General features: G+C 54.0%; 17 protein-coding genes. 8 read left to right on the top strand and 9 right to left on the bottom strand.

Annotated features, from left to right (window positions below; genetic code table 11):
* The first annotated feature begins 152 nt into the window (after positions 1–152).
* Positions 153–815, top strand: coding sequence for a curli synthesis inhibitor (gene csgI / locus AM379_RS16090; protein ID WP_032679662.1), 663 nt, complete (start codon positions 153–155; stop codon positions 813–815).
* 80 nt (positions 816–895) lie between these two features.
* A complete protein-coding gene (mgsA, locus tag AM379_RS16085; RefSeq protein WP_020884788.1) occupies positions 896–1,354 on the top strand; it encodes a methylglyoxal synthase in 459 nt (152 codons plus the stop codon).
* A gap of 59 nt (positions 1,355–1,413) precedes the next feature.
* Here mgsA and helD read toward each other — a convergent pair whose 3' ends face one another.
* Positions 1,414–3,468, bottom strand: a complete 2,055-nt coding sequence (gene helD / locus AM379_RS16080; RefSeq protein WP_032677818.1) for a DNA helicase IV — start codon at positions 3,466–3,468, stop codon at positions 1,414–1,416.
* Positions 3,469–3,591: 123 nt separating this feature from the next.
* On the opposite strand from helD, the gene AM379_RS16075 reads away from it, so the two are divergent.
* Positions 3,592–4,038 (top strand): YccF domain-containing protein, encoded by a 447-nt coding sequence (locus AM379_RS16075; protein ID WP_025204535.1) that lies wholly within the window; start codon positions 3,592–3,594, stop codon positions 4,036–4,038.
* Positions 4,039–4,057: 19 nt separating this feature from the next.
* The gene (gene yccS / locus AM379_RS16070) at positions 4,058–6,220 is read left to right on the top strand and encodes a YccS family putative transporter (RefSeq protein WP_068794470.1); all 2,163 of its coding nucleotides are present in this window, start codon (positions 4,058–4,060) and stop codon (positions 6,218–6,220) included.
* Here yccS and AM379_RS16065 read toward each other — a convergent pair.
* Positions 6,177–6,803 (bottom strand): TfoX/Sxy family DNA transformation protein, encoded by a 627-nt coding sequence (locus tag AM379_RS16065; RefSeq protein WP_032677817.1) that lies wholly within the window; start codon positions 6,801–6,803, stop codon positions 6,177–6,179. The two genes, yccS and AM379_RS16065, sit on opposite strands and share 44 nt — an antisense overlap.
* 217 nt (positions 6,804–7,020) lie before the next feature.
* Between AM379_RS16065 and sulA the strand changes: the two genes are divergently transcribed.
* Both sulA and ompA read left to right on the top strand, forming a co-directional pair.
* Entirely contained in the window at positions 7,021–7,530 is a 510-nt protein-coding gene (sulA, locus tag AM379_RS16060; protein WP_032677816.1) for an SOS-induced cell division inhibitor SulA, read from the top strand.
* Between the two features lie 354 nt (positions 7,531–7,884).
* On the top strand, positions 7,885–8,940 hold the full coding sequence (ompA, locus tag AM379_RS16055) for a porin OmpA (protein ID WP_020884794.1): 1,056 nt from the start codon (positions 7,885–7,887) through the stop codon (positions 8,938–8,940).
* 69 nt (positions 8,941–9,009) lie between these two features.
* Here the strand turns inward: ompA and matP are convergent, their stop codons facing one another.
* Positions 9,010–9,462, bottom strand: coding sequence for a macrodomain Ter protein MatP (gene matP, locus AM379_RS16050; RefSeq protein WP_014169429.1), 453 nt, complete (start codon positions 9,460–9,462; stop codon positions 9,010–9,012).
* Positions 9,463–9,648: 186 nt separating this feature from the next.
* Between matP and AM379_RS16045 the strand changes: the two genes are divergently transcribed.
* Together AM379_RS16045 and fabA are read left to right on the top strand one after the other, a co-directional pair.
* On the top strand, positions 9,649–11,409 hold the full coding sequence (locus AM379_RS16045) for an AAA family ATPase (RefSeq protein ID WP_063925136.1): 1,761 nt from the start codon (positions 9,649–9,651) through the stop codon (positions 11,407–11,409).
* Positions 11,410–11,477: 68 nt separating this feature from the next.
* Positions 11,478–11,996 (top strand): bifunctional 3-hydroxydecanoyl-ACP dehydratase/trans-2-decenoyl-ACP isomerase, encoded by a 519-nt coding sequence (fabA, locus tag AM379_RS16040; RefSeq protein ID WP_014169427.1) that lies wholly within the window; start codon positions 11,478–11,480, stop codon positions 11,994–11,996.
* A gap of 72 nt (positions 11,997–12,068) precedes the next feature.
* Here the strand turns inward: fabA and rmf are convergent, their stop codons facing one another.
* From rmf to rlmKL, 6 genes are all read right to left on the bottom strand, one after another.
* The gene (gene rmf / locus AM379_RS16035; protein WP_013097261.1) at positions 12,069–12,236 is read right to left on the bottom strand and encodes a ribosome modulation factor; all 168 of its coding nucleotides are present in this window, start codon (positions 12,234–12,236) and stop codon (positions 12,069–12,071) included.
* Positions 12,237–12,494: 258 nt separating this feature from the next.
* Positions 12,495–13,061: a membrane integrity-associated transporter subunit PqiC gene (gene pqiC / locus AM379_RS16030; RefSeq protein ID WP_025204538.1), complete on the bottom strand. Its 567-nt coding sequence runs from the start codon at positions 13,059–13,061 to the stop codon at positions 12,495–12,497.
* On the bottom strand, positions 13,058–14,698 hold the full coding sequence (pqiB, locus tag AM379_RS16025) for an intermembrane transport protein PqiB (RefSeq protein WP_106503900.1): 1,641 nt from the start codon (positions 14,696–14,698) through the stop codon (positions 13,058–13,060). Before pqiB ends, pqiC begins: the two co-directional genes overlap by 4 nt.
* Before the next feature lie 4 nt (positions 14,699–14,702).
* Complete coding sequence (gene pqiA / locus AM379_RS16020; RefSeq protein WP_014169424.1) at positions 14,703–15,956, bottom strand: membrane integrity-associated transporter subunit PqiA; 1,254 nt, start codon at positions 15,954–15,956, stop codon at positions 14,703–14,705.
* Between the two features lie 13 nt (positions 15,957–15,969).
* Complete coding sequence (locus tag AM379_RS16015; protein WP_014169423.1) at positions 15,970–17,877, bottom strand: ABC transporter ATP-binding protein; 1,908 nt, start codon at positions 17,875–17,877, stop codon at positions 15,970–15,972.
* A gap of 12 nt (positions 17,878–17,889) precedes the next feature.
* Complete coding sequence (rlmKL, locus tag AM379_RS16010) at positions 17,890–19,998, bottom strand: bifunctional 23S rRNA (guanine(2069)-N(7))-methyltransferase RlmK/23S rRNA (guanine(2445)-N(2))-methyltransferase RlmL (RefSeq protein WP_106503899.1); 2,109 nt, start codon at positions 19,996–19,998, stop codon at positions 17,890–17,892.
* Positions 19,999–20,096: the final 98 nt, after the last annotated feature.

Genomic DNA, 20,096 nt, shown 5'->3' with positions numbered 1-20,096 from the left:
TATGAGTGTACGTCAAAGCGCACATCTCAACCATGCATCCCATGCAGATGCATGAGGGCAAAACGGCAGAATATGTCTATATGTTAGTAAACGTGATTATCGAAATATTTGGATACATTACCGCGGCCGAGTCATTTCAACAGGAGCCCTCTATGAAAACCGGCATTGCCACTGCTGTGATTGCGTTAGTGATGCCAGTTTGCGTCTTTGCGACCACGCTACGGCTTACAACGGATATTGATCTGCTGGTGCTGGACGGAAAAAAAGTGTCCAGTTCCTTGTTGCGCGGTGCGGACAGCATCGAACTTGATAATGGGCCACACCAGCTGGTATTGCGGGTAGAAAAAACCATCGGCCTCGCTAATCATGAACAACGCATGTATATCTCTGCGCCGCTGATTGTCAGCTTTAATACCCAGCGGGTCAGTCAGGTGAACATTACCCTCCCGCGTCTTGAAACCGAAAAAGAGTCGGCGGCCTTTGACGCCTCTCCGCGCCTTGAACTGCTGGACGGGGATTCAATGCCGATTCCGGTAAAACTCGATATTCTGGCGTTAACCTCGTCCCCGAAAGGCACCGATTACGAGGCCGCGACCGAAATCTATAACAAGGCGGGCAAACGCGCTTCCCTTCCACAGTTTGCCACCAGGATGGCCGACGACAGTACGCTGCTGTCCGGTGTCTCAGAGCTGGATGTTATTCCGCCACAGTCCCAGACGCTGACGGAACAGCGTCTTAAATTCTGGTTCCAGCAGGCCGATCCTGAGACCCGGGCGCGTTTTTTACAGTGGGTGAAGCAACAACCTTCATCATAAGCCACATTTTTTTCGCCTTTCTCTTGCAGCGTCAGGCGGTTCCCGTCATCGTGTAGTCAGTTAACCTGATGGATAAGATTATGGAACTGACAACACGCACGCTACCGGAACGCAAACACATTGCTCTGGTTGCGCACGATCACTGTAAACAAATGCTGCTTAACTGGGTTCGCCGCCATCAGCCATTGCTGGAAAAGCATGCTCTCTCAGCGACCGGGACAACCGGTAACCTGATCCACCGCGAAACGGGTCTGGAGGTCAATGCCATGCTGAGCGGCCCGATGGGCGGCGACCAGCAGGTCGGCGCTCAGATTTCTGAAGGGAAAATTGATGTACTGATTTTCTTCTGGGATCCGCTGAATGCGGTTCCGCACGACCCGGATGTCAAAGCCCTGCTGCGTCTGGCAACGGTATGGAATATTCCGGTGGCGACAAACCTGTCGACGGCAGATTTCATCATTGAATCCCCGCACTTCAACTCACCGGTTGAGATCCTGATCCCGGATTATCAGCGCTATCTTTCCGAAAGACTGAAGTAGTTTTTTGCCCGGTGGCGACACGCTTACCGGGCCTGCAATATTACCGCTCCGCTATCCCGTTAAGGCTTCCTCGCCACTGGCACATCAATACTCTTCAGAATATCGACAAACACCGACGGCTCCTCTTTGTTGAACAGCAGCCACACGCGATGACGCGCGCGGGTCATCGCCACGTACAGCAAACGCCGCTCTTCGGCGTCCGGAAAATCTTCCGGGACCGGCAGTAACGCCTGTTCCATTACCGACTCTCGTGCCGGAGCAGGGAAACCATCGCTCCCCTCTTTGAGCCCCATCACTATCACATAGTCGGCCTGCTGTCCTTTGCTGGCGTGGATGGTCATAAAATCGAGCTGCAGCTTCGGCCAGCGGGTCGCGGCTTTTTCCAGCGCCGCAGGCTTAAGATGGTGATAGCGTGCCAGCACCAGAATACGTTCATCCGGCTTCGCATAGCCGCTCAGTTTGTCCAGCAGCGGCTCCAGCTGATCGTCCACCAGCAGGGTAACGGCTTTTTTGTCCCCGGCCCGGAGGCTATTTAGCGGTTTTACCAGCTGATGCGGGTTCTGCTGGATAAAGCGGTTGGCAACTTCACCAATCCGGGAATTGAAGCGGTAGGTGGTATCCAGATCGCTGCGATCGCCTTCGCCAAAATAGTGATGGAATGCAGTCGTCAGGGAGAGCTGTGCCCCGCTGAAGCGATAGATAGCCTGCCAGTCATCGCCCACCGCAAACAGCGAGGTATGTTTATTTTGCGCCCTTAACGCCGAGAGCAGCGCGGCACGTTGCGGCGAGATATCCTGGAATTCATCCACCAGGATATGCTTCCACGGGCTGACAAAACGGCCTTTCTCAAGAATGATAATGGCCTGATGGATCAAACCGGAGAAATCGACGGCATTTTCCTCTTTCAGCGCGGTTTTCCAGGCTTTCAGTATCGGAGCCATCAGCTTAACCCGCTTCGAAAACAGGGCGCGGATCGTCTCCGGCGCGCTTTCAATCATCTCGGCCTGCGATCCGCCGTGCATCCGCATCAGGCTAACCCAGCGGTCGAGGCGAGAGCCCAGGCGACGAGCCAGTTTTTCATCCTGCCAGAAATTGCCTTCCGGTACGTCCCAGTTGAGTTCTTCTTCCAGCCACTGACGCCACCCTTTAGCCTGCGCCTTTTTCTCACTGCACTGCTGACGCCACGTTTTAATGAACAACGCCTGACGCGCCTGCGTGTCGTTTTCCAGCTTGCTGATGGCAGGCACTTTTTTACTGCCCTGCTGAATGATATGCAGCGCCAGGGCATGGAAGGTTCTGGCGGTAATATCCCGGGTATGCAGGCGTTCCTGTATGCGTTCGTCCATCTCCTCGGCCGCCTTACGGCCAAACGCCAGCAACAGTATCTGGTCGGCAACAGCCTCACCCGTTGTCAGTAGCCAACCCGCACGGGCCACCAGCACCGACGTTTTGCCGCTTCCGGCACCCGCCAGCACCAGCAGGGAGTGCTCGCCGTTAACCACGGCGCGCGCCTGTGCAGGGTTAAGCGGTGAAGATTCAACCGTGCTGAAAAAGTCGGCATAACGGGTCAGCATGGCATCTGTCCACGCCTGGTTGTGCGCCAGCCGGCTCTTGTCTGTATCGCCAAGCCAGGCCTGACACTGACGCCAGGCGTCACGGCAATTGTCGAACTCGTCAAGACGCGTCACGGATAACGGCAGTGCCGCCAGCGCCTGCCTAATCTTTTGCTGCAACCCGGCCGTCTGCTGGCGGGTGAGCCACATTTGTTGCTCGTTACTTTGTGCAATATCGTTCAGTACCTGCTGCAGTACCTGAGCGGCAATCACGCTCATATCCTGGCTCCACTGCTGCCAGAGCATATTCAGGTGATGATGGAAGCGCTGGGTCTCAGCCCACTCGGTACCGTGAAGGCGCACGACTTTATCGTCAGGCAGGACAAACTCCAGTTCGCCCCAGACCAACCCGCGTTTACAGTGGATAGCCAGCAGTTGATTAAACGGAATGAGGTATTCGTGGCGTTCTCCGGAGACTTTCACTCCGGCATTAAGGAGGACAACCCTGTCGTAGGGGTGTTGCGCCAGGCGTTTGCCTAATGATGTTGCTTTCAGTTCCATGTCCAGCCGAATCCACGAAGAGATAATTTACCTGACAGTTTAACTGCCAGTTTTAAGGTGCTCCAGCCTAAAAAAACGTTACAATCACTGGGCGTTAATCATATCGAAAGGAACTGAGGGTTTATGCGTACTGTTCTGAATGTTTTGAATTTTGTGTTAGGCGGTTTTGCCACCACTCTTGCCTGGCTTTTTGCCACGCTGGTGAGCATCGTCCTTATTTTTACGCTCCCCCTGACCCGCTCCTGCTGGGAAATCACCAAACTCTCTTTCATCCCGTACGGGAATGAAGCCGTCCACGTTGACGAACTGAATCCGGAGAGCAAAAACGCACTGCTGAACACGGGAGGCACGGTTCTCAATATTTTGTGGCTGGTTTTCTTCGGCTGGTGGCTGTGTGTGATGCATATCTTTGCCGGTATTGCCCAGTGCATATCCATTATTGGTATTCCGGTGGGGATCGCGAACTTTAAGATTGCCGCCATCGCGCTTTGGCCAGTTGGGCGCAGGGTCGTTCCGGTAGAAGTGGCACAGGCGGCACGTGAAGCAAACGCGCGTCGTCGTTTTCAGTAAATAAGGACTGGCCGTGCTTATGCTAAGCCCACTGCTTCGCCGTTATACCTGGAACAGCATCTGGCTTTATAACGTCAGAATATTTATCGCACTGTGCGGCACGGTTGCTCTGCCGTGGTGGCTGAATGACGTAAAACTCACCATCCCGCTCACGCTGGGAGTGGTTGCGGGGGCGCTGGCGGATCTGGACGATCGCCTTGCCGGGCGCCTGCGTAATCTTGTAATTACGCTGGTCTGTTTTTTTATCGCGTCAGCCTCCGTGGAGCTGCTCTTCCCCTGGCCCTGGCTGTTTGCCATTGGCCTTACGCTCTCTACCAGCGGGTTTATTTTGCTTGGCGGCCTTGGGCAGCGCTATGCCACTATCGCCTTTGGTGCCCTGCTGATCGCCATTTACACCATGCTGGGTGTTTCCCTTTACGATCAATGGTACCAGCAACCCATACTGCTGTTGCTGGGGGCCATCTGGTATAACCTGCTGACGTTAACCGGGCATCTTATTTTTCCGGTTCGCCCTCTTCAGGACAACCTTGCCCGCAGCTTTGAGCAACTGGCCCACTATCTTGAGCTAAAATCCCGGCTCTTCGATCCGGATATCGAGGAGGAGAGCCAGTCTCCGCTTTACGATTTGGCTCTGGCCAACGGTCAACTGGTCGCCACGCTTAACCAGACGAAAGCCTCACTGCTTACCCGTCTGCGGGGCGATCGCGGTCAGCGCGGAACGCGAAGAACCTTGCACTACTATTTCGCGGCGCAGGATATACATGAGCGTGCCAGCTCCTCGCACGTTCAGTATGCTGCCCTGCGCGAGAAGTTCCGCTACAGCGACGTGATGTTCCGCTTCCAGCGCCTGCTGTCGATGCAGTCTCAGGCATGCCAGCAGCTGGCACGCTCCATTTTGCTGCGTACGCCCTATCAACATGACCCGCGCTTCGAACGCGTATTTAGCCATCTTGATGCGGCGCTCGATCGCGTTCAGGCTAGTGGATCATCGCCGGAACATATTAAAGCACTGGGATTTTTGCTGAATAACCTGCGGGCGATAGATGCTCAGCTGGCTACCATTGAATCCGAGCAGGCGATGGCGCTCCCCGATAAAGATGTGGAGAATCAGCTTGCTGATGACAGCGTGCATAGCTTCAGCGATATGTGGCTGCGACTGAGCCGCAACTTTACGCCGGAATCGGCACTGTTTCGCCATGCGGTGAGGATGTCACTGGTGCTGTGCGTGGGTTATGCCATCATTCAGATAACCGGGTTACATCACGGTTACTGGATCCTGCTGACCAGCCTGTTTGTTTGCCAGCCAAACTATAACGCCACCCGCCACCGCCTTGCGCTACGTATTATTGGTACGCTGGTGGGCGTCGCTATTGGGCTGCCGGTGCTCTATTTCGTGCCCTCTGTCGAAGGCCAGCTGATCCTGATCGTGATCACCGGTGTGTTGTTCTTCGCCTTCCGTAATGTGCAGTATGCGCATGCCACAATGTTCATCACGCTGCTGGTGCTACTCTGCTTTAACCTGCTGGGTGAAGGATTTGAAGTGGCCCTGCCCCGCGTGATAGATACGCTGATTGGCTGCGCTATCGCCTGGGCGGCGGTCAGTTTTATCTGGCCGGACTGGCGATTCCGTAATTTACCGCGTGTGGTAGACAGGGCGATGAACGCGAACTGTCGATACCTTGATGCCATCCTTGAGCAGTATCATCAGGGTCGCGATAACCGTCTGGCTTATCGTATCGCACGCCGCGATGCGCATAACTGTGATGCTGAACTGGCTTCGGTGGTCTCTAACATGTCCACGGAGCCTCGCGCCACGGCAGAAATTCGGGAAACGGCTTTCCGCCTGCTCTGTCTGAACCATACCTTCACCAGCTATATTTCGACGCTGGGTGCCCACCGTGAGAAATTGACTCACCCGGCCATCCTCGCCCTGCTGGATGATGCCGTATGCTATGTCGATGACGCGCTTCATCACCGACCAGCCGATGAGCCTCGCGTTCAACACGCGCTGGATGAACTGGCTCAGCGTATAACGCATATTGACCCGGGAAGCGACAGCAAAGCACCGCTGGTTCTTCAGCAGATTGGCCTCCTTATCGCTCTGCTGCCAGAAATTTGCCGACTGCAACTGCAGATCGCTACCTGGAGGAGTGATTCTCCTGTGGCTCAGGCAGCGCATTAAACCACTCCGTTAACTCCCGGCGAATTCCCGCCGGGAGTGCCGCCTCATGAAGTCCGGCGATGGCCCCTTCCAGCGCGAACAGCACTTTAATGCTGAGCGCTTTATTTTTCGCCCGCATCTTTAGCCAGCTCGCACGGGCACCCAGCTCCCGCAGCGTCTCTTCATTAGTGATTCCGGCTTCAAAGAGCAGCACTTCAAGCTGAAAGGTGAGATTGGGCAAGTCCTTGAGGCGGTTTCGCCGATCACGCTGCGAACGCTCTTTTCGTGCCGCATTGAGCGCGAACGAGGAGAGCTGAAGCAGCCGTTCTCTGTCCTGCCACAGTCCGTCATCGACACGATAATAATTGAGCAGCACCGGACGACCCCGTTTCATGAGGGTTAAGAATGACGAGGCATTTTTTACACAGTATTTTGCACTTTCCTCACAGGCCCGGAGATACAGTTCCCCATCGGAGACCATAGCGAAGACGGCATCATCTACGGCCAGGGTATACCCCCCGAACAGCGCACGATGGTGGATTTCACCTAAGGGTGAAAGGTATTCCTGGGATTTATAAATCCGTTCATAAGATATCTTTTTCATGATATTTCCCTTCAAAATCATAAAGTAACAACGAAATTTCTTACTAGCGGATCCGTTAGCAGGAAAATAGGCAACTTATCGTCGTTGAGCAAGATGATTTTTCCAGGCGCATCAATAATGAATGAATTTTGCGAGTCGCTTTCCGAAAATGAGGTTGATCTTTATGCATACAGGGGTTACTGTATATCCATACAGTAACTACAGGGCTGGAATGAATATGTACACTTCAGGCTATGCAAATCGCTCAACCTCTCTCTCTTCTTCCGCTGGCAATGTCACGCAGAATTCCACCGGGCGTGTTTCGACAGGGCTTATCAGTGAAGTGGTTTATCGTGAAGACCAGCCCCTGCTCACTCAACTTCTGCTGTTGCCGTTATTACAACAGCTTGGTCAGCAGTCGCGCTGGCAGCTTTGGCTGACGCCTCAACAAAAACTGAGCCGTGAATGGGTGCAGTCCGCGGGCCTGCCGCTGACAAAGGTCATGCAAATTAACCAACTCTCTCCCTGCGATACCGTGGAATCGATGATCCGGGCGTTACGTACGGGGAATTACAGCGTGGTGATTGGATGGTTATCAGACGAATTGACCGATGAGGAACATTTTCGACTGACTGAAGCGGCTGAAGAAGGTAGTGCGATCGGGTTGATCATGCGTCCGGTTCGACCAGATTCTTATCGCAGAGGACAACTTTCTGGCCTAAAAATTCACTCAAATTTGTATCATTGAGGAAAATTAAGATTATTCCTAGAATTTTTTTTGACCACAAGATGCGATTTTAGTTCCAGGCGCCAAAACTGCGGCAAGGCTTGTCTGGTGCGGTTCTCCTTAATTTTATTGCACAAAACTCGTTCGAAAAATGTTAAATAATCGGTATACGGAACTTTTTTTTTCATATGCCTGACGGACTTCACACTTGTAAGTTTTCAGCTACGTTGTAGACTTTACATCGCCAGGGGTGCTCGGCCTAAGCCGAAGATATCGGTAGATTTATATTTGACCACGCCCCCCGGTGAAGGATTTAACCGTGAATCTCTATTGAGACCTTCATGGCGAATTTTGGATGATAACGAGGCGCAAAAAATGAAAAAGACAGCTATCGCGATTGCAGTGGCACTGGCTGGCTTCGCTACCGTAGCGCAGGCCGCTCCGAAAGATAATACCTGGTATGCAGGTGGTAAACTGGGCTGGTCTCAGTTCCATGACACCGGCTGGTACAACAGCAGCCTGAACAACGATGGCCCTACTCACGAGAGCCAGCTTGGTGCAGGTGCGTTCGGTGGCTATCAGGTTAACCCGTATGTTGGTTTTGAAATGGGTTACGACTGGTTAGGTCGTATGCCATACAAAGGCGACAACGTAAACGGCGCTTTTAAAGCTCAGGGCGTACAGCTGACCGCTAAACTGGGTTACCCAGTAACTGACGATCTGGACGTGTACACTCGTCTGGGCGGCATGGTATGGCGCGCTGACTCCAGCAACAGCATCGCTGGCGACGACCATGACACCGGTGTTTCCCCAGTATTCGCTGGTGGCGTTGAGTGGGCTATGACCCGTGATATCGCTACCCGCCTGGAATACCAGTGGGTTAACAACATCGGCGACGGCAACACCGTTGGTGTTCGTCCGGACAACGGCATGCTGAGCGTAGGTGTTTCCTACCGTTTCGGCCAGCAGGAAGATGCAGCGCCAATCGTTGCTCCAGCGCCGGCTCCAGCTCCAGAAGTACAGACCAAGCACTTCACTCTGAAGTCTGACGTTCTGTTCAACTTCAACAAAGCTACCCTGAAACCAGAAGGTCAGCAGGCACTGGATCAGCTGTACACCCAGCTGAGCAACCTGGATCCTAAAGACGGTTCTGTAGTGGTTCTGGGCTTCACCGACCGTATCGGTTCTGACGCTTACAACCAGAAACTGTCTGAGAAACGTGCTCAGTCTGTTGTTGATTACCTGATCTCTAAAGGTATCCCAGCTAACAAGATCTCCCCACGTGGTATGGGCGAAGCTAACCCAGTTACTGGCAACACCTGTGACAACGTTAAAGCTCGCGCTGCACTGATCGACTGCCTGGCTCCAGATCGTCGCGTAGAGATCGAAGTTAAAGGCATCAAAGACGTTGTAACTCAGCCAGCGGCATAAGTTATCGTCTTATAAAAAAACCCCGCATTGCGGGGTTTTTTATTATCTGAATCTGAAGAAAACAAAAATCTATTTCTTACCCAAGAGAGCCTGAAGATCATTCTTCAGCGTCGACATCTGGTTGGCGTACTTCTCTTTATGCTCGGCATCTTCAATCAACTGCACTATCGTTTCTGACAGCGTTTTCCCACGCCGTTGCGCAAGCCCTGCCAGACGTTGCCAGACCATAAACTCCAGGTCGATGGATTTTTTGCGAGTGTGCTGATGCTCCGCATTAAAATGCCGTTTGCGACGCGCACGAATAGTTTGCTTCATCCGGTTTAACAACGCAGGATTAATGTGTTTCTCAATCCAGCCGTTAACTTGTACCGGTTCATTTTCGAGGGTCAGCAAAATATCCACGGCTTCTTGCGCTGCGCTGGCTTCGATGTAGCAGGTGATCAGCTCCCCTTCACGGTGCTTTTTGACCAGGTACTTCCATTTCCAGCCGCTTTCGAGATTTTCCAGTTGTTGATATTTCATTGCGATCTCAGTGTTACCACGTAACTCTGTTCAGAATATCAGTTTTTTGGCAATCTGCTGAAAAGAAATCATATCCTGTGAGTGAATGCAGCCAATCGCCCTGCCGAAATGCCCAATCCTGCTTGGGTAGAGCCCCCCGCTTACGGTATACTCCACGCTTTTACATCTAACTAAAAAACATCAACTTTGACCATTACGAAACTTGCATGGCGTGACCTCGTTCCGGATACCGAGAGCTATCAGGAACTGTTTGCACGACCCGATCTCGCAAAAGAACACGAATTCATCCTTAGCGATACGCAACCCCGTTTGCATTATGCGCTGGAGCAGGTGTTAAGCCCCTGGGCAACATCACCCTTCATGATGCTCAAGGCCCCGGAAGAAGCGGAATATCTGACGCTTCTGGGTGATGCCATGCGCCAGTTGCGACCGCAAGCGAACGCCGTCTTTGGCGGCCAATATCGTATCGCGGGACATGATGTCACATTCGAACCGGCAGAGCAGCCCGACGACCGCTTTGCTGCCAGGGGTGAAGTGATTACCGCTAACTGGGTCGAGGCTGAACAACTCTTTGGTTGTCTGCGCCAGTTTAACGGTGAGCTCTCGCTGCAACCTGGGCTGGTGCACCGCGCGAATGGCGGCGTACTGATCATCTCGTTGCGCACCCTCCTCTCACAACCTCTGCTGTGGATGCGCCTGAAAACGGTGGTTAGCCAGCAGCGTTTTGACTGGGTTGGCTACGACGAGTCTCGTCCCCTGCCCGTCTCAGTTCCTTCAATGCCGCTGTCGCTGACCGTGGTGCTGACGGGTGATCGTGAATCGTTGGCTGACTTCCAGGAGATGGAGCCCGAACTGGCTGATCAGGCGGTCTACAGCGAATACGAAGATAACATCCAGATTACCGATGCCGATGATATGGCACAGTGGTGCCAGTGGGTGTTGAGTGTTGCGGAACGTTTCGCACTGCCAACGCCGGCCGCCGACGCCTGGCCTGGTTTGATCCGCGAAGCGGTTCGCTATACCGGTGACCAGGAGACGCTGCCGCTCTGCCCGCTGTGGATCGGCAAGCAGTTACGTGAAGTGGGTGTCGTCAGCGGTAACGGCGCATTCACCGGTGAGCAGCTTACCCAGATGCTGGCGCAGCGTGAGTGGCGTGAAGGCTATCTTGCTGACCGTATGCAGGATGAAATTCTGCTGGAACAAATTCTGGTTGAGACCGAAGGCGAACGTATCGGGCAGATCAATGCCCTGTCGGTGATTGAATTCCCCGGCCACCCGCGCGCTTTCGGGGAACCTTCCCGCATCAGTTGCGTTGTGCATGTCGGTGACGGTGAGTTCACTGATATCGAACGCAAAGCCGAGTTGGGCGGCAACATTCACGCTAAAGGCATGATGATCATGCAGGCGTTCCTGATGTCAGAGCTGCAGCTTGAGCAGCAAATCCCCTTCTCCGCCTCGCTGACGTTTGAGCAATCATACAGTGAAGTCGATGGTGATAGCGCCTCTATGGCGGAGCTGTGCGCCTTAATCAGCGCCCTGGCAGAAGTGCCAGTTAATCAGAACATCGCGATCACCGGCTCGGTCGATCAGTTTGGTCGTGCGCAGCCAGTGGGTGGTCTGAACGAAAAGATTGAAGGCTTCTTCTCGATTTGTCAGCAGCGTGGGTTAAACGGCAAACAGGGGGTGATTATTCCTGCCCCTAACGCGCGCCATTTGAGCCTCAGCCAGGACATTCTGGATGCCGTGGAACAGGAACAATTCACCATCTGGGCCATCGAAGGCATTGATGATGCACTACCCTTACTGACAAACCTGGTATGGGACGGCGAAGGGCAAACAACCCTGATGCAGACTATCCAGGAGCGCATTGCTCAGGCGACGCAGCAGGATGCTCGTCATCGTTATCCCTGGCCGTTACGCTGGTTAGGCTGGTTTAGTTCAAACTGATCGGACTTGTTCAGCGTACACGTGTTAGCTATCCTGCGTCCTTCACTAAAATAAGGCTTACTGAGAACATGGTAGATAAACGCGAATCCTATACAAAAGAAGACCTTCTTGCCTCTGGTCGCGGTGAACTGTTTGGCGCTAACGGCCCACAGTTACCGGCCCCGAACATGCTGATGATGGACCGTGTCGTGAAAATGACCGAAACCGGCGGCAACTTCGATAAGGGTTACGTAGAAGCAGAACTCGATATCAATCCGGACCTGTGGTTCTTCGGTTGCCACTTTATTGGCGATCCGGTAATGCCTGGGTGTCTGGGTCTGGATGCAATGTGGCAGCTGGTTGGCTTCTATCTGGGCTGGCTGGGTGGTGAAGGTAAAGGCCGTGCGCTGGGTGTGGGCGAAGTGAAATTTACCGGACAGGTTCTGCCTACTGCGAAGAAAGTGACCTATCGTATTCACTTCAAACGCATCGTTAACCGCCGCCTGATTATGGGCCTGGCAGATGGCGAAGTGCTGGTAGACGGTCGTCAGATTTATACCGCAAACGACCTGAAAGTGGGTCTGTTCCAGGACACTTCCGCGTTCTGATTTCGCGTTGAGCGACCCCATAAAGACGAAACCTCCGCAGTGCGGAGGTTTCTTTTTTTGAAAGAGACGTTATCAGGCTATGAGTGCCCTGTCGCCGATGGCTTCTCGCCAGCCTCCAAGCCATTGTGACCTTTGATTTATCGTCTGATAAGGACACATTTCTTTAGATCGTCCAGCGATGCCGGCCTGATAACCACGTTGATGAGCCCGTTCCAGGCGATCTCGTTTCTGTCTCTTCATGCCTCGTTTCCCTCATTCTTTTGTCTGGTGGAAAGAAAACAGTGTCTGCACAAACTTGCGCAGGCACAGATAACGAATACCCCGAATTAGTCGCAGCGTCAATGTTCAAAATTCATACGGGTGTCATATTTGTGAGCTACCTGGAAGATCATTTGTACAAAAATTGTGACCCGGCACAAGTAACGGTCTGAAGTGAAACTGAAAAAAAAAACCGCAATCAGCAACAGGCCGACTGCGGTTTTTACCGATGAATTTTACTTATGGCAGCCGGGAAATCTCCCTGGCGATGCTGGCCGACTCTTGCGCCCACCCCTGGGCCAGCACTTTCACCATTTCATCGTAGCCATCTTTCTGCTGCTTCAGCTCAAGATGGAAAGGACGCTTAATCATCTGGCCCTGATGGTTCAGCAACCACTCTCCGCTAATCACCACCGCACCGTCATAACGGCCATGGAAACCCGTAACCGTGACGTTCAGCGTATCCTGGTCGTTACCCAGCGGCTGCGACGCGACAACCCAACCCGGAAGCTGGCTGCCCAAATTGGCCACCAGCGTGTTGCGCAGCTGCTGATCCAGCGGGCTGGCCCACAGGTTGTTTGTCGCAATCACGTATTTTACGTCGCTGGTCTGGTAGACCACGCCGTTGCCTGCCAGATAATCCGGCACGGCAACCTGCTCAACCCACAGCAGACGGTTTCCCTGACTGGCGGTACTTTGTACCCCGTTTTGCGCGGCAAGAGGCAACTGATAGTAGCTCTTGTTCTCCACGCCTGAACTGCACGCCGTTAACAGCAGAGCGCCAACCATTAATAGCCATTTATTCATTCTTTTGCCCTCTTAGGCTCAAGATCCTTTTTATCTTTCGCTTCGAACACCAGCGCGTTGCTCTTCTCATTGAGCGTTTTCAGAACCGGCTGCAGTTCACGCAAGACCTGATCAAGACGTTGCATATCTGCCACCATCTTGTTGTACGCCGCCGAGCCAGGCTGGAAGCCCTGCATACTGCGGTTAAGCTCACGCAGCGTTTTCTGCATATCCTGCGGCAGCTGCTGCATGCTCTGGCTTGCGGTGATCTTGTTGATGTTATCCAGCGTGGTTTGCAGGCGACGCATTGTTGCCTGACTTTCGCTGAGCGAACTGGTCGCGGCTTCAATCATCGGATTCAGTGGCAGATTGTTAATCTTATCCAGTGTCTCCATCAGACGCTGCTGGATCTGTGCCAGGCCGCTGCTCACCGTCGGGATGATCTTATAACCACCGAACTCCCGGATACCGGTAATCGGCGGGGCTTTTGGATAGAAGTCCATATCCACATACAGCGCACCGGTCACCAGGTTGCCCGTCTTCAGCGACCCACGCAGACCCCGGTTCATCAGTTCGGTAATATGCGTACCAATATCCTGATTCTCACCAATCTGGTTGAGCAGACGTTCCGGCTCAATGCGAATCAGCACCGGAATGCGGTAATCGTCATCCAGTACCTGCTGCAGACCCGGTACAAAGAACGGAACTTGCCCCACCGTACCCAGGCGAATGCCGCGGAATTCGACAGGCGCGCCCGGCTGAAGGCCACGGACGGAATCTTTAAAGAACATCAGGAAGTCGATGTGATCGGTATAGAGTGCGTCCTGAATGCTGCGTTGATCGTCAAAGAGCCTGAACGCCGTTTTCTCTGCAACCGGCTGTCCCAAATCTTGCCCTTCCGGCACATCAAAGCTTACACCGCCACCAAACAGCGTGGTCAGGGAGCCCATCTCAACGCGCATTCCCGCTGACGTTAGATCAACCGCGATCCCGCTGTCCTTCCAGAAACGGACGTTGCTGGTGACCAGCCGATCGTTTGGCGCATTGATGAACAGCTGATAGCTGATGGTGCGCTTTTGCGGATCAAAGGTACTTGTTTCAACCGATCCCACGCGATAACCGCGGAACAGCACGGGATCGCCCGCCGTTAACTGGCCCGCTTTTTTACTGTCCAGGATCACGCGGATGCCTTTCGCATCTGGCGGCGCAAGCGGTGGCGAGTCAAGCAGCTGGTATTGCACCGGCTGGCTTCCTTTTTTACCCGGCTGCAGTTCAATGTAGGCACCGGAGAGCAGCGTACCTAAGCCGCTGATCCCTTCACGTCCTACCTGCGGCTTGACCACCCAGAAAGCAGAATCACCGTGCAGCAGTTTTTCCATGCCCGCGTTCAGGCGTGCCTTGATTTCCACATGGGTTAAATCGTCGGTCAGGGTTGCGCTTTCAACCACGCCCACATCGACGCTACGGCTTTTGATGGTCGTTTTACCGCCCTCAATCCCCTCGGCATTGGTGGTGATGAGCGTCACTTCCGGTCCCTGATGGCTGTAATGATAAAACAGGATCCATGCACCGATCAGCGCGGTCACGATGGGGAAAATCCACACCGGCGACCAGTTTTTGACCTTCTGCACTTTCGCCTCTCCACTCTTATTTTCCATGCTCTTACTGTTCCTCATGGCTTGATTCAGGCTCACGATCCCACGATAAACGAGGGTCGAAGGTCATGGCCGCGAACATGGTCATAATAACGACCAGCGCAAACATTAATGCCCCCATCGCGGGATAAATACTCATCAATCCGCCCATCCGCACCAGTGCAGAGAGAACGGCAATAACAAACACATCAATCATTGACCAGCGTCCAACAAACTCGACGACTTCATAAATCAGGTGCATGCGTTCGCTGTCGCGTTTGCCATGGCCTTTCGCATCCCAGCAGAGCCAGGCAATGGCGATCATTTTTAACGTGGGTACCATAATACTGGCAATAAAGATCACCCCCGCAACGGGATAGGAGCCTTCACCCCACAGCAGTATTACCCCGGCAAGGATTGTCGAGGGCATTTTGTCACCGAGCAAATCGGTGATCATAATCGGCAGGATATTGGCCGGCAGGTACAACATGATGGAAGTCACCAGCAGCGCCATTGTCCACTGCAGGCTATTTTTACGTCGCACGTATCCTTTTGTTTCGCAGCGCGGGCACACATCCAGATCGGCTGGCAGCACAGCGGTGCAGCATGGGCAAGAACGAAGCCCCTGGCGGATGCCTGGCACCCCCACCTTTACCGTCTGCACCAGCCTCGGTGCCGGCGCGATATCGTCCCACGCCCAACGTCTGTCCACACACTGGAAGGCGCGCAGTTGCAGCACGCAGTACAGACACCAGGGTACAAAGCTGCTGCCGATACCCACATCGCCATACGCCATCAATTTGACGAAACTGACCAGGATACCTGCCAGAAAGATTTCGGCCATGCCCCAGCTTTTTAACTGGAACAGGATACGCGCGAGCCAGATTTTAAGCGCGAGGGGCATCGCGACGCGGTTCACCAGCAACAGAATGACGACCAGGCAAAAAGCCGGGACGATCTGTACGAACAGGAGGAAAAAGGTGCCGAGGCTGGCATAGTCTTCCGAGAACATAACCCCCGGAATTTCAAGCAAATCGACCTGGCTGGTCATCCCTCCCACCTTCATATAAATGAAGGGGAAGAGATTGGAAAGCAGCAGCATGAACAACGCTGCCAGCGCATAAGCAGTGGGACGCTGCCTTGGTGCGTCCCACTCGGTTGTCAACGTCGTACCGCAACGGGGACACAGGGCTTTATGTCCGTGACCAAGCTCTGGCAACGCCACGAGCATATCGCATTGAGAGCATAATATATGCCTGTCGGCATGGTGCTGGTCACACATATTGTATCCCTGTTTATGCGCCGTTCTTCAGAGACTCAAGGTACTCCCAGCGCTCAAATGCTTCTTCCAGGGCTTTTTCAGCCGCGGACAGTTCTGCCAGTACTTTTTGAGTATAGTCATGCGATTGGGTAAAGAATGACGCATCAGCGACCTGCGCCTGCAGATCTTCAAGTGCGGCTTCCAGCTCTTCAAGACGCTGAGGGAGTCCTTCCAGTTCGCGCTGCAGGTTATAGCTTAGTTTAACCGAGGTTTTCTTGACAGTTTCTGCTTTTGTTACAGCAGGTTCGGAACTGGTTCTGGATTTAGCCTGTTTTAGCGCCTGAGACTGCGACTGCTGTCCTTTCGCATCGTGATAGCCGCCCACATACTGTCCGATTCGCCCTTCACCTTCGAAGATCCAGCACTCGGTCACGGTGTTATCGACGAACTGACGGTCGTGGCTTACCAGCATCACGGTTCCCTGATAGCCGTCGATCAGCTCTTCCAGCAGTTCGAGCGTTTCCACATCCAGGTCGTTTGTTGGTTCATCGAGGATCAGCAGGTTACTTGGCTTCAGGAACAGACGTGCCAGCAGCAGACGATTTCGCTCACCGCCTGACAACGCGCGTACCGGCGTCAGCGCACGTTTCGGATGGAACAGGAAGTCCTGCAGGTAGCCCAGCACATGGCGCGGCTTACCGTTAACCATCACCTCTTGTTTACCTTCCGCCAGGTTATCCATCACCGTTCTGTCCGGATCCAGCTCCGCACGGTGCTGGTCGAAGTAAGCCACTTCGAGCTTAGTACCGCAGTGAATGCGGCCGCTGTCAGGCTTCAGCTGATCCAGCATCAGCTTCAACAGCGTGGTTTTACCGCAGCCATTCGGCCCGATCAGCGCGATTTTATCCCCACGCTGAACCTGTGCGGAGAAGTCTTTCACCAGCACTTTGCCATCAACCTGATAGTTGACGTTTTCCATTTCGAAGACAATTTTGCCGGAACGGGAAGCCTCTTCAACCTGCATTCTGGCGCTGCCCATCACTTCGCGGCGCTCGCTGCGTTCACGACGCATCGCTTTCAGCGCGCGAACGCGGCCTTCGTTACGGGTACGACGGGCTTTGATGCCCTGACGGATCCAGACCTCTTCCTGCGCCAGCTTGCGGTCGAATTCAGCGTTCTGCAACTCTTCCACACGCAGGTTTTCTTCTTTCTCCAGCAGATAGGTATCGTAATCGCCAGGGTAGGTCACCAGCTTGCCGCGATCGAGATCGACAATACGCGTGGCCATATTGCGGATAAACGAACGGTCGTGGGAGATGAAGATAATGGTCCCGTTGAAGGTTTTGAGGAACCCTTCCAGCCAGTCTATCGCTTCGATATCCAGGTGGTTCGTCGGTTCATCCAGCAGCAGCACTTTCGGCCCGCTGACCAGCGCGCGGCCAAGCGCAGCCTTACGCAGCCAGCCGCCAGAAAGCGCCGACAGCTCCATGTCCGGTTCCAGTCCGAGCTGCGCCAGCACTTCATTGATGCGGTTTTCGAGCTGCCACAGGCCGTGGTGATCGAGCATCTCCTGCACTTTCGCCAGTTCGTTAAGATTCTTGTCGCTCGGGTCGGTCATCACCAGGTGAGAAATCTCGTGATAACGCTTCAGGTATTCAGCCTGCTCAGAGATACCTTCGGCAACAAAATCGTAAACGCTGCCGGTCACGTGACGCGGCGGATCTTGCTGCAGGCGAGAGACGATAAGATCCTGCTCGTAAACAATACGCCCGTCGTCCAGGCCCTGTTCGCGGTTGAGGATTTTCATCAGCGTGGATTTACCCGCGCCGTTACGGCCGACCAGACAGACGCGCTCGTTGTCCTCGATGTGCAGTTCTGCATTGTCGAGAAGCGGCGAGTCGCTGAAAGAGAGCCACGCGCCGTGCATACTAATTAAAGACATGTATTATTCCTTTCAGACCGCGGAGATCAACCAGCAGTTATGGATCTGACGATTACGGGCAAAGTCCTGGGACAGCGTTTTTTGGCTAATTTCTTGTGCTTTCAGCCCCAGAGCAGCCAGCCCCTCATGATCCATGCGGAAGCCGCGTTTGTTATTCGAGAACATAATGGTACCGCCCTTACGCAGCAGGCGTTTCAGGTCGGTCATCAGGCGCAGGTGATCGCGTTGAACGTCAAAGCTATCTTCCATACGCTTGGAGTTAGAGAACGTTGGGGGATCGATGAAGATCAGATCAAATTGTTCGTTCGTTTCGCGTAGCCAGCCCAGCACGTCAGCCTGCATCAGACGATGCTGACGCCCGGTGAGACCGTTCAGGCGCAGGTTACGTTCTGCCCATTCCAGGTAAGTACGGGACATATCCACCGTGGTGGTACTGCGCGCGCCGCCAAGGCCAGCATGCACACTGGCGCTGCCGGTATAGGAGAACAGGTTCAGGAAGTCTTTACCCTTGCTCATCTGGCCCAGCATGCGGCGGGCGATACGGTGGTCAAGGAACAGACCGGTATCCAGATAATCGGTCAGGTTAACCCACAGGCGCGCGTTGTATTCGCCCACCTCGATAAAGTCACCCTTCTCACCCATTTTCTGATACTGATTTTTCCCTTTCTGACGCTCACGGGTTTTCAGCACCAGTTTGTTAGGCGCAATGCCCAGCACCGAAATTGTTGCCGCAATCACGTCCAGCATACGCTGACGCGCTTTTTGTGCATCAATCGTTTTTGGCGGCGCATATTCCTGCACCACAACCCAGTCAGCGTAACGGTCAACCGCCACGTTGTACTCCGGCAGATCGGCATCATACAGGCGATAACATTCGATACCTTCCTGTTTCGCCCATTTTTCGAATTTCTTCAGATTCTTACGCAGGCGGTTAGCGTAATCTTCCGCCACACCCGATGGTTTACTGTCCGCCGCTTTCTCGGCCAGATGGTAGTTTTTCTGCACGCAGTCCAGCGGGCCGTTTTTCGCCTTAAACTGGCGTTCGGCACGCAGTTGCAGACAGCTCAGCAGTTCTGGCGAGGCGCTAAACAGCGACAGGTTCCAGCCGCCAAAGTCATTTTTCATATTACGGCCCAGCAGGCTGTGCAGGGCAATCAGCGCCGGTTCGCTATCAAGACGCTCGCCGTAAGGCGGGTTGCTGATAACGGTACCGTATGGGCCTTTTGGCAGCGGATTGGTCAGGTTCGCCACGTCTTTCACTTCGAAGGTGACCAGCTCGCCGATACCGGCACGGCGGGCGTTGCTGCGCGCACGCTCAATGACGCGTGAGTCGCTGTCAGAGCCGTAGAAATGGGAGGTGTACTCCGCCAGACCTTTACGTGCACGGGTCTGCGCTTCGTCTTTGACCTCTTTCCACAGCGCCTCATCGTGCTGCGCCCAGCCGCCGAAGCCCCAATGGCCGCGGTGCAGGCCCGGTGCGCGGTCGGTGGCCAGCATAGCGGCCTCAATCAGCAGCGTACCGGAGCCACACATCGGGTCGAGCAGCGGTGTGCCTGGCTGCCAGCCGGAACGCATCACGATGGCGGCGGCGAGAGTCTCTTTGATGGGCGCCATACCGGTACGATCGCGATAACCACGCAGGTGCAGACCCGCGCCGCTCAGATCCAGAGAGATACTGGCGGTGTCGCCGTTGAGCCAGACGTTGATCCGCAGATCGGGATTTTCACGATCGACGTTTGGGCGTTCCTTATTTTTACGCGTGAAGCAGTCCACAATGGCGTCTTTAACGCGCAGGGCACCGTACTGGCTGTTGCGGATCTCATCGTTCACGCCATTAAAGTGCACGGCAAAGGTGGCATTCGGGGAGAAGATCTCTGTCCAGTCGATCATCTGTACGCCGGTATAGAGGTCAAGGTCGCTGTAAACCTTGCACTCTTTCATCGGCAGCATGATGCGTGATGCCAGACGGCTCCACATCAGGCTCTGGTAAATAAGCCGTGTGTCGCCCTCAAAATGGACACCACCCTGAACCACCTGGCACTCTTGCGCACCCAGGGTTTCCAGTTCAGTTTTTAACAGCTCTTCCAGCCCACGGGCCGTACTGGCAAACAGAGAATTCATATCGTCACTTTTACTCTTAGAAAATTGTCGCGCATTATAGCTAATATGGCGTGTATGTCATAAAGTTGAAGGCTTATTTTCATTCGAGGGGCTGTGCA

The organism is Enterobacter cloacae complex sp. FDA-CDC-AR_0132 (assembly GCF_003010695.1).
GTDB lineage: Bacteria > Pseudomonadota > Gammaproteobacteria > Enterobacterales > Enterobacteriaceae > Enterobacter > Enterobacter ludwigii.
Note: the sequence above shows the minus strand (reverse complement) of the source record. Positions and strands in the feature narration are given on the sequence as shown.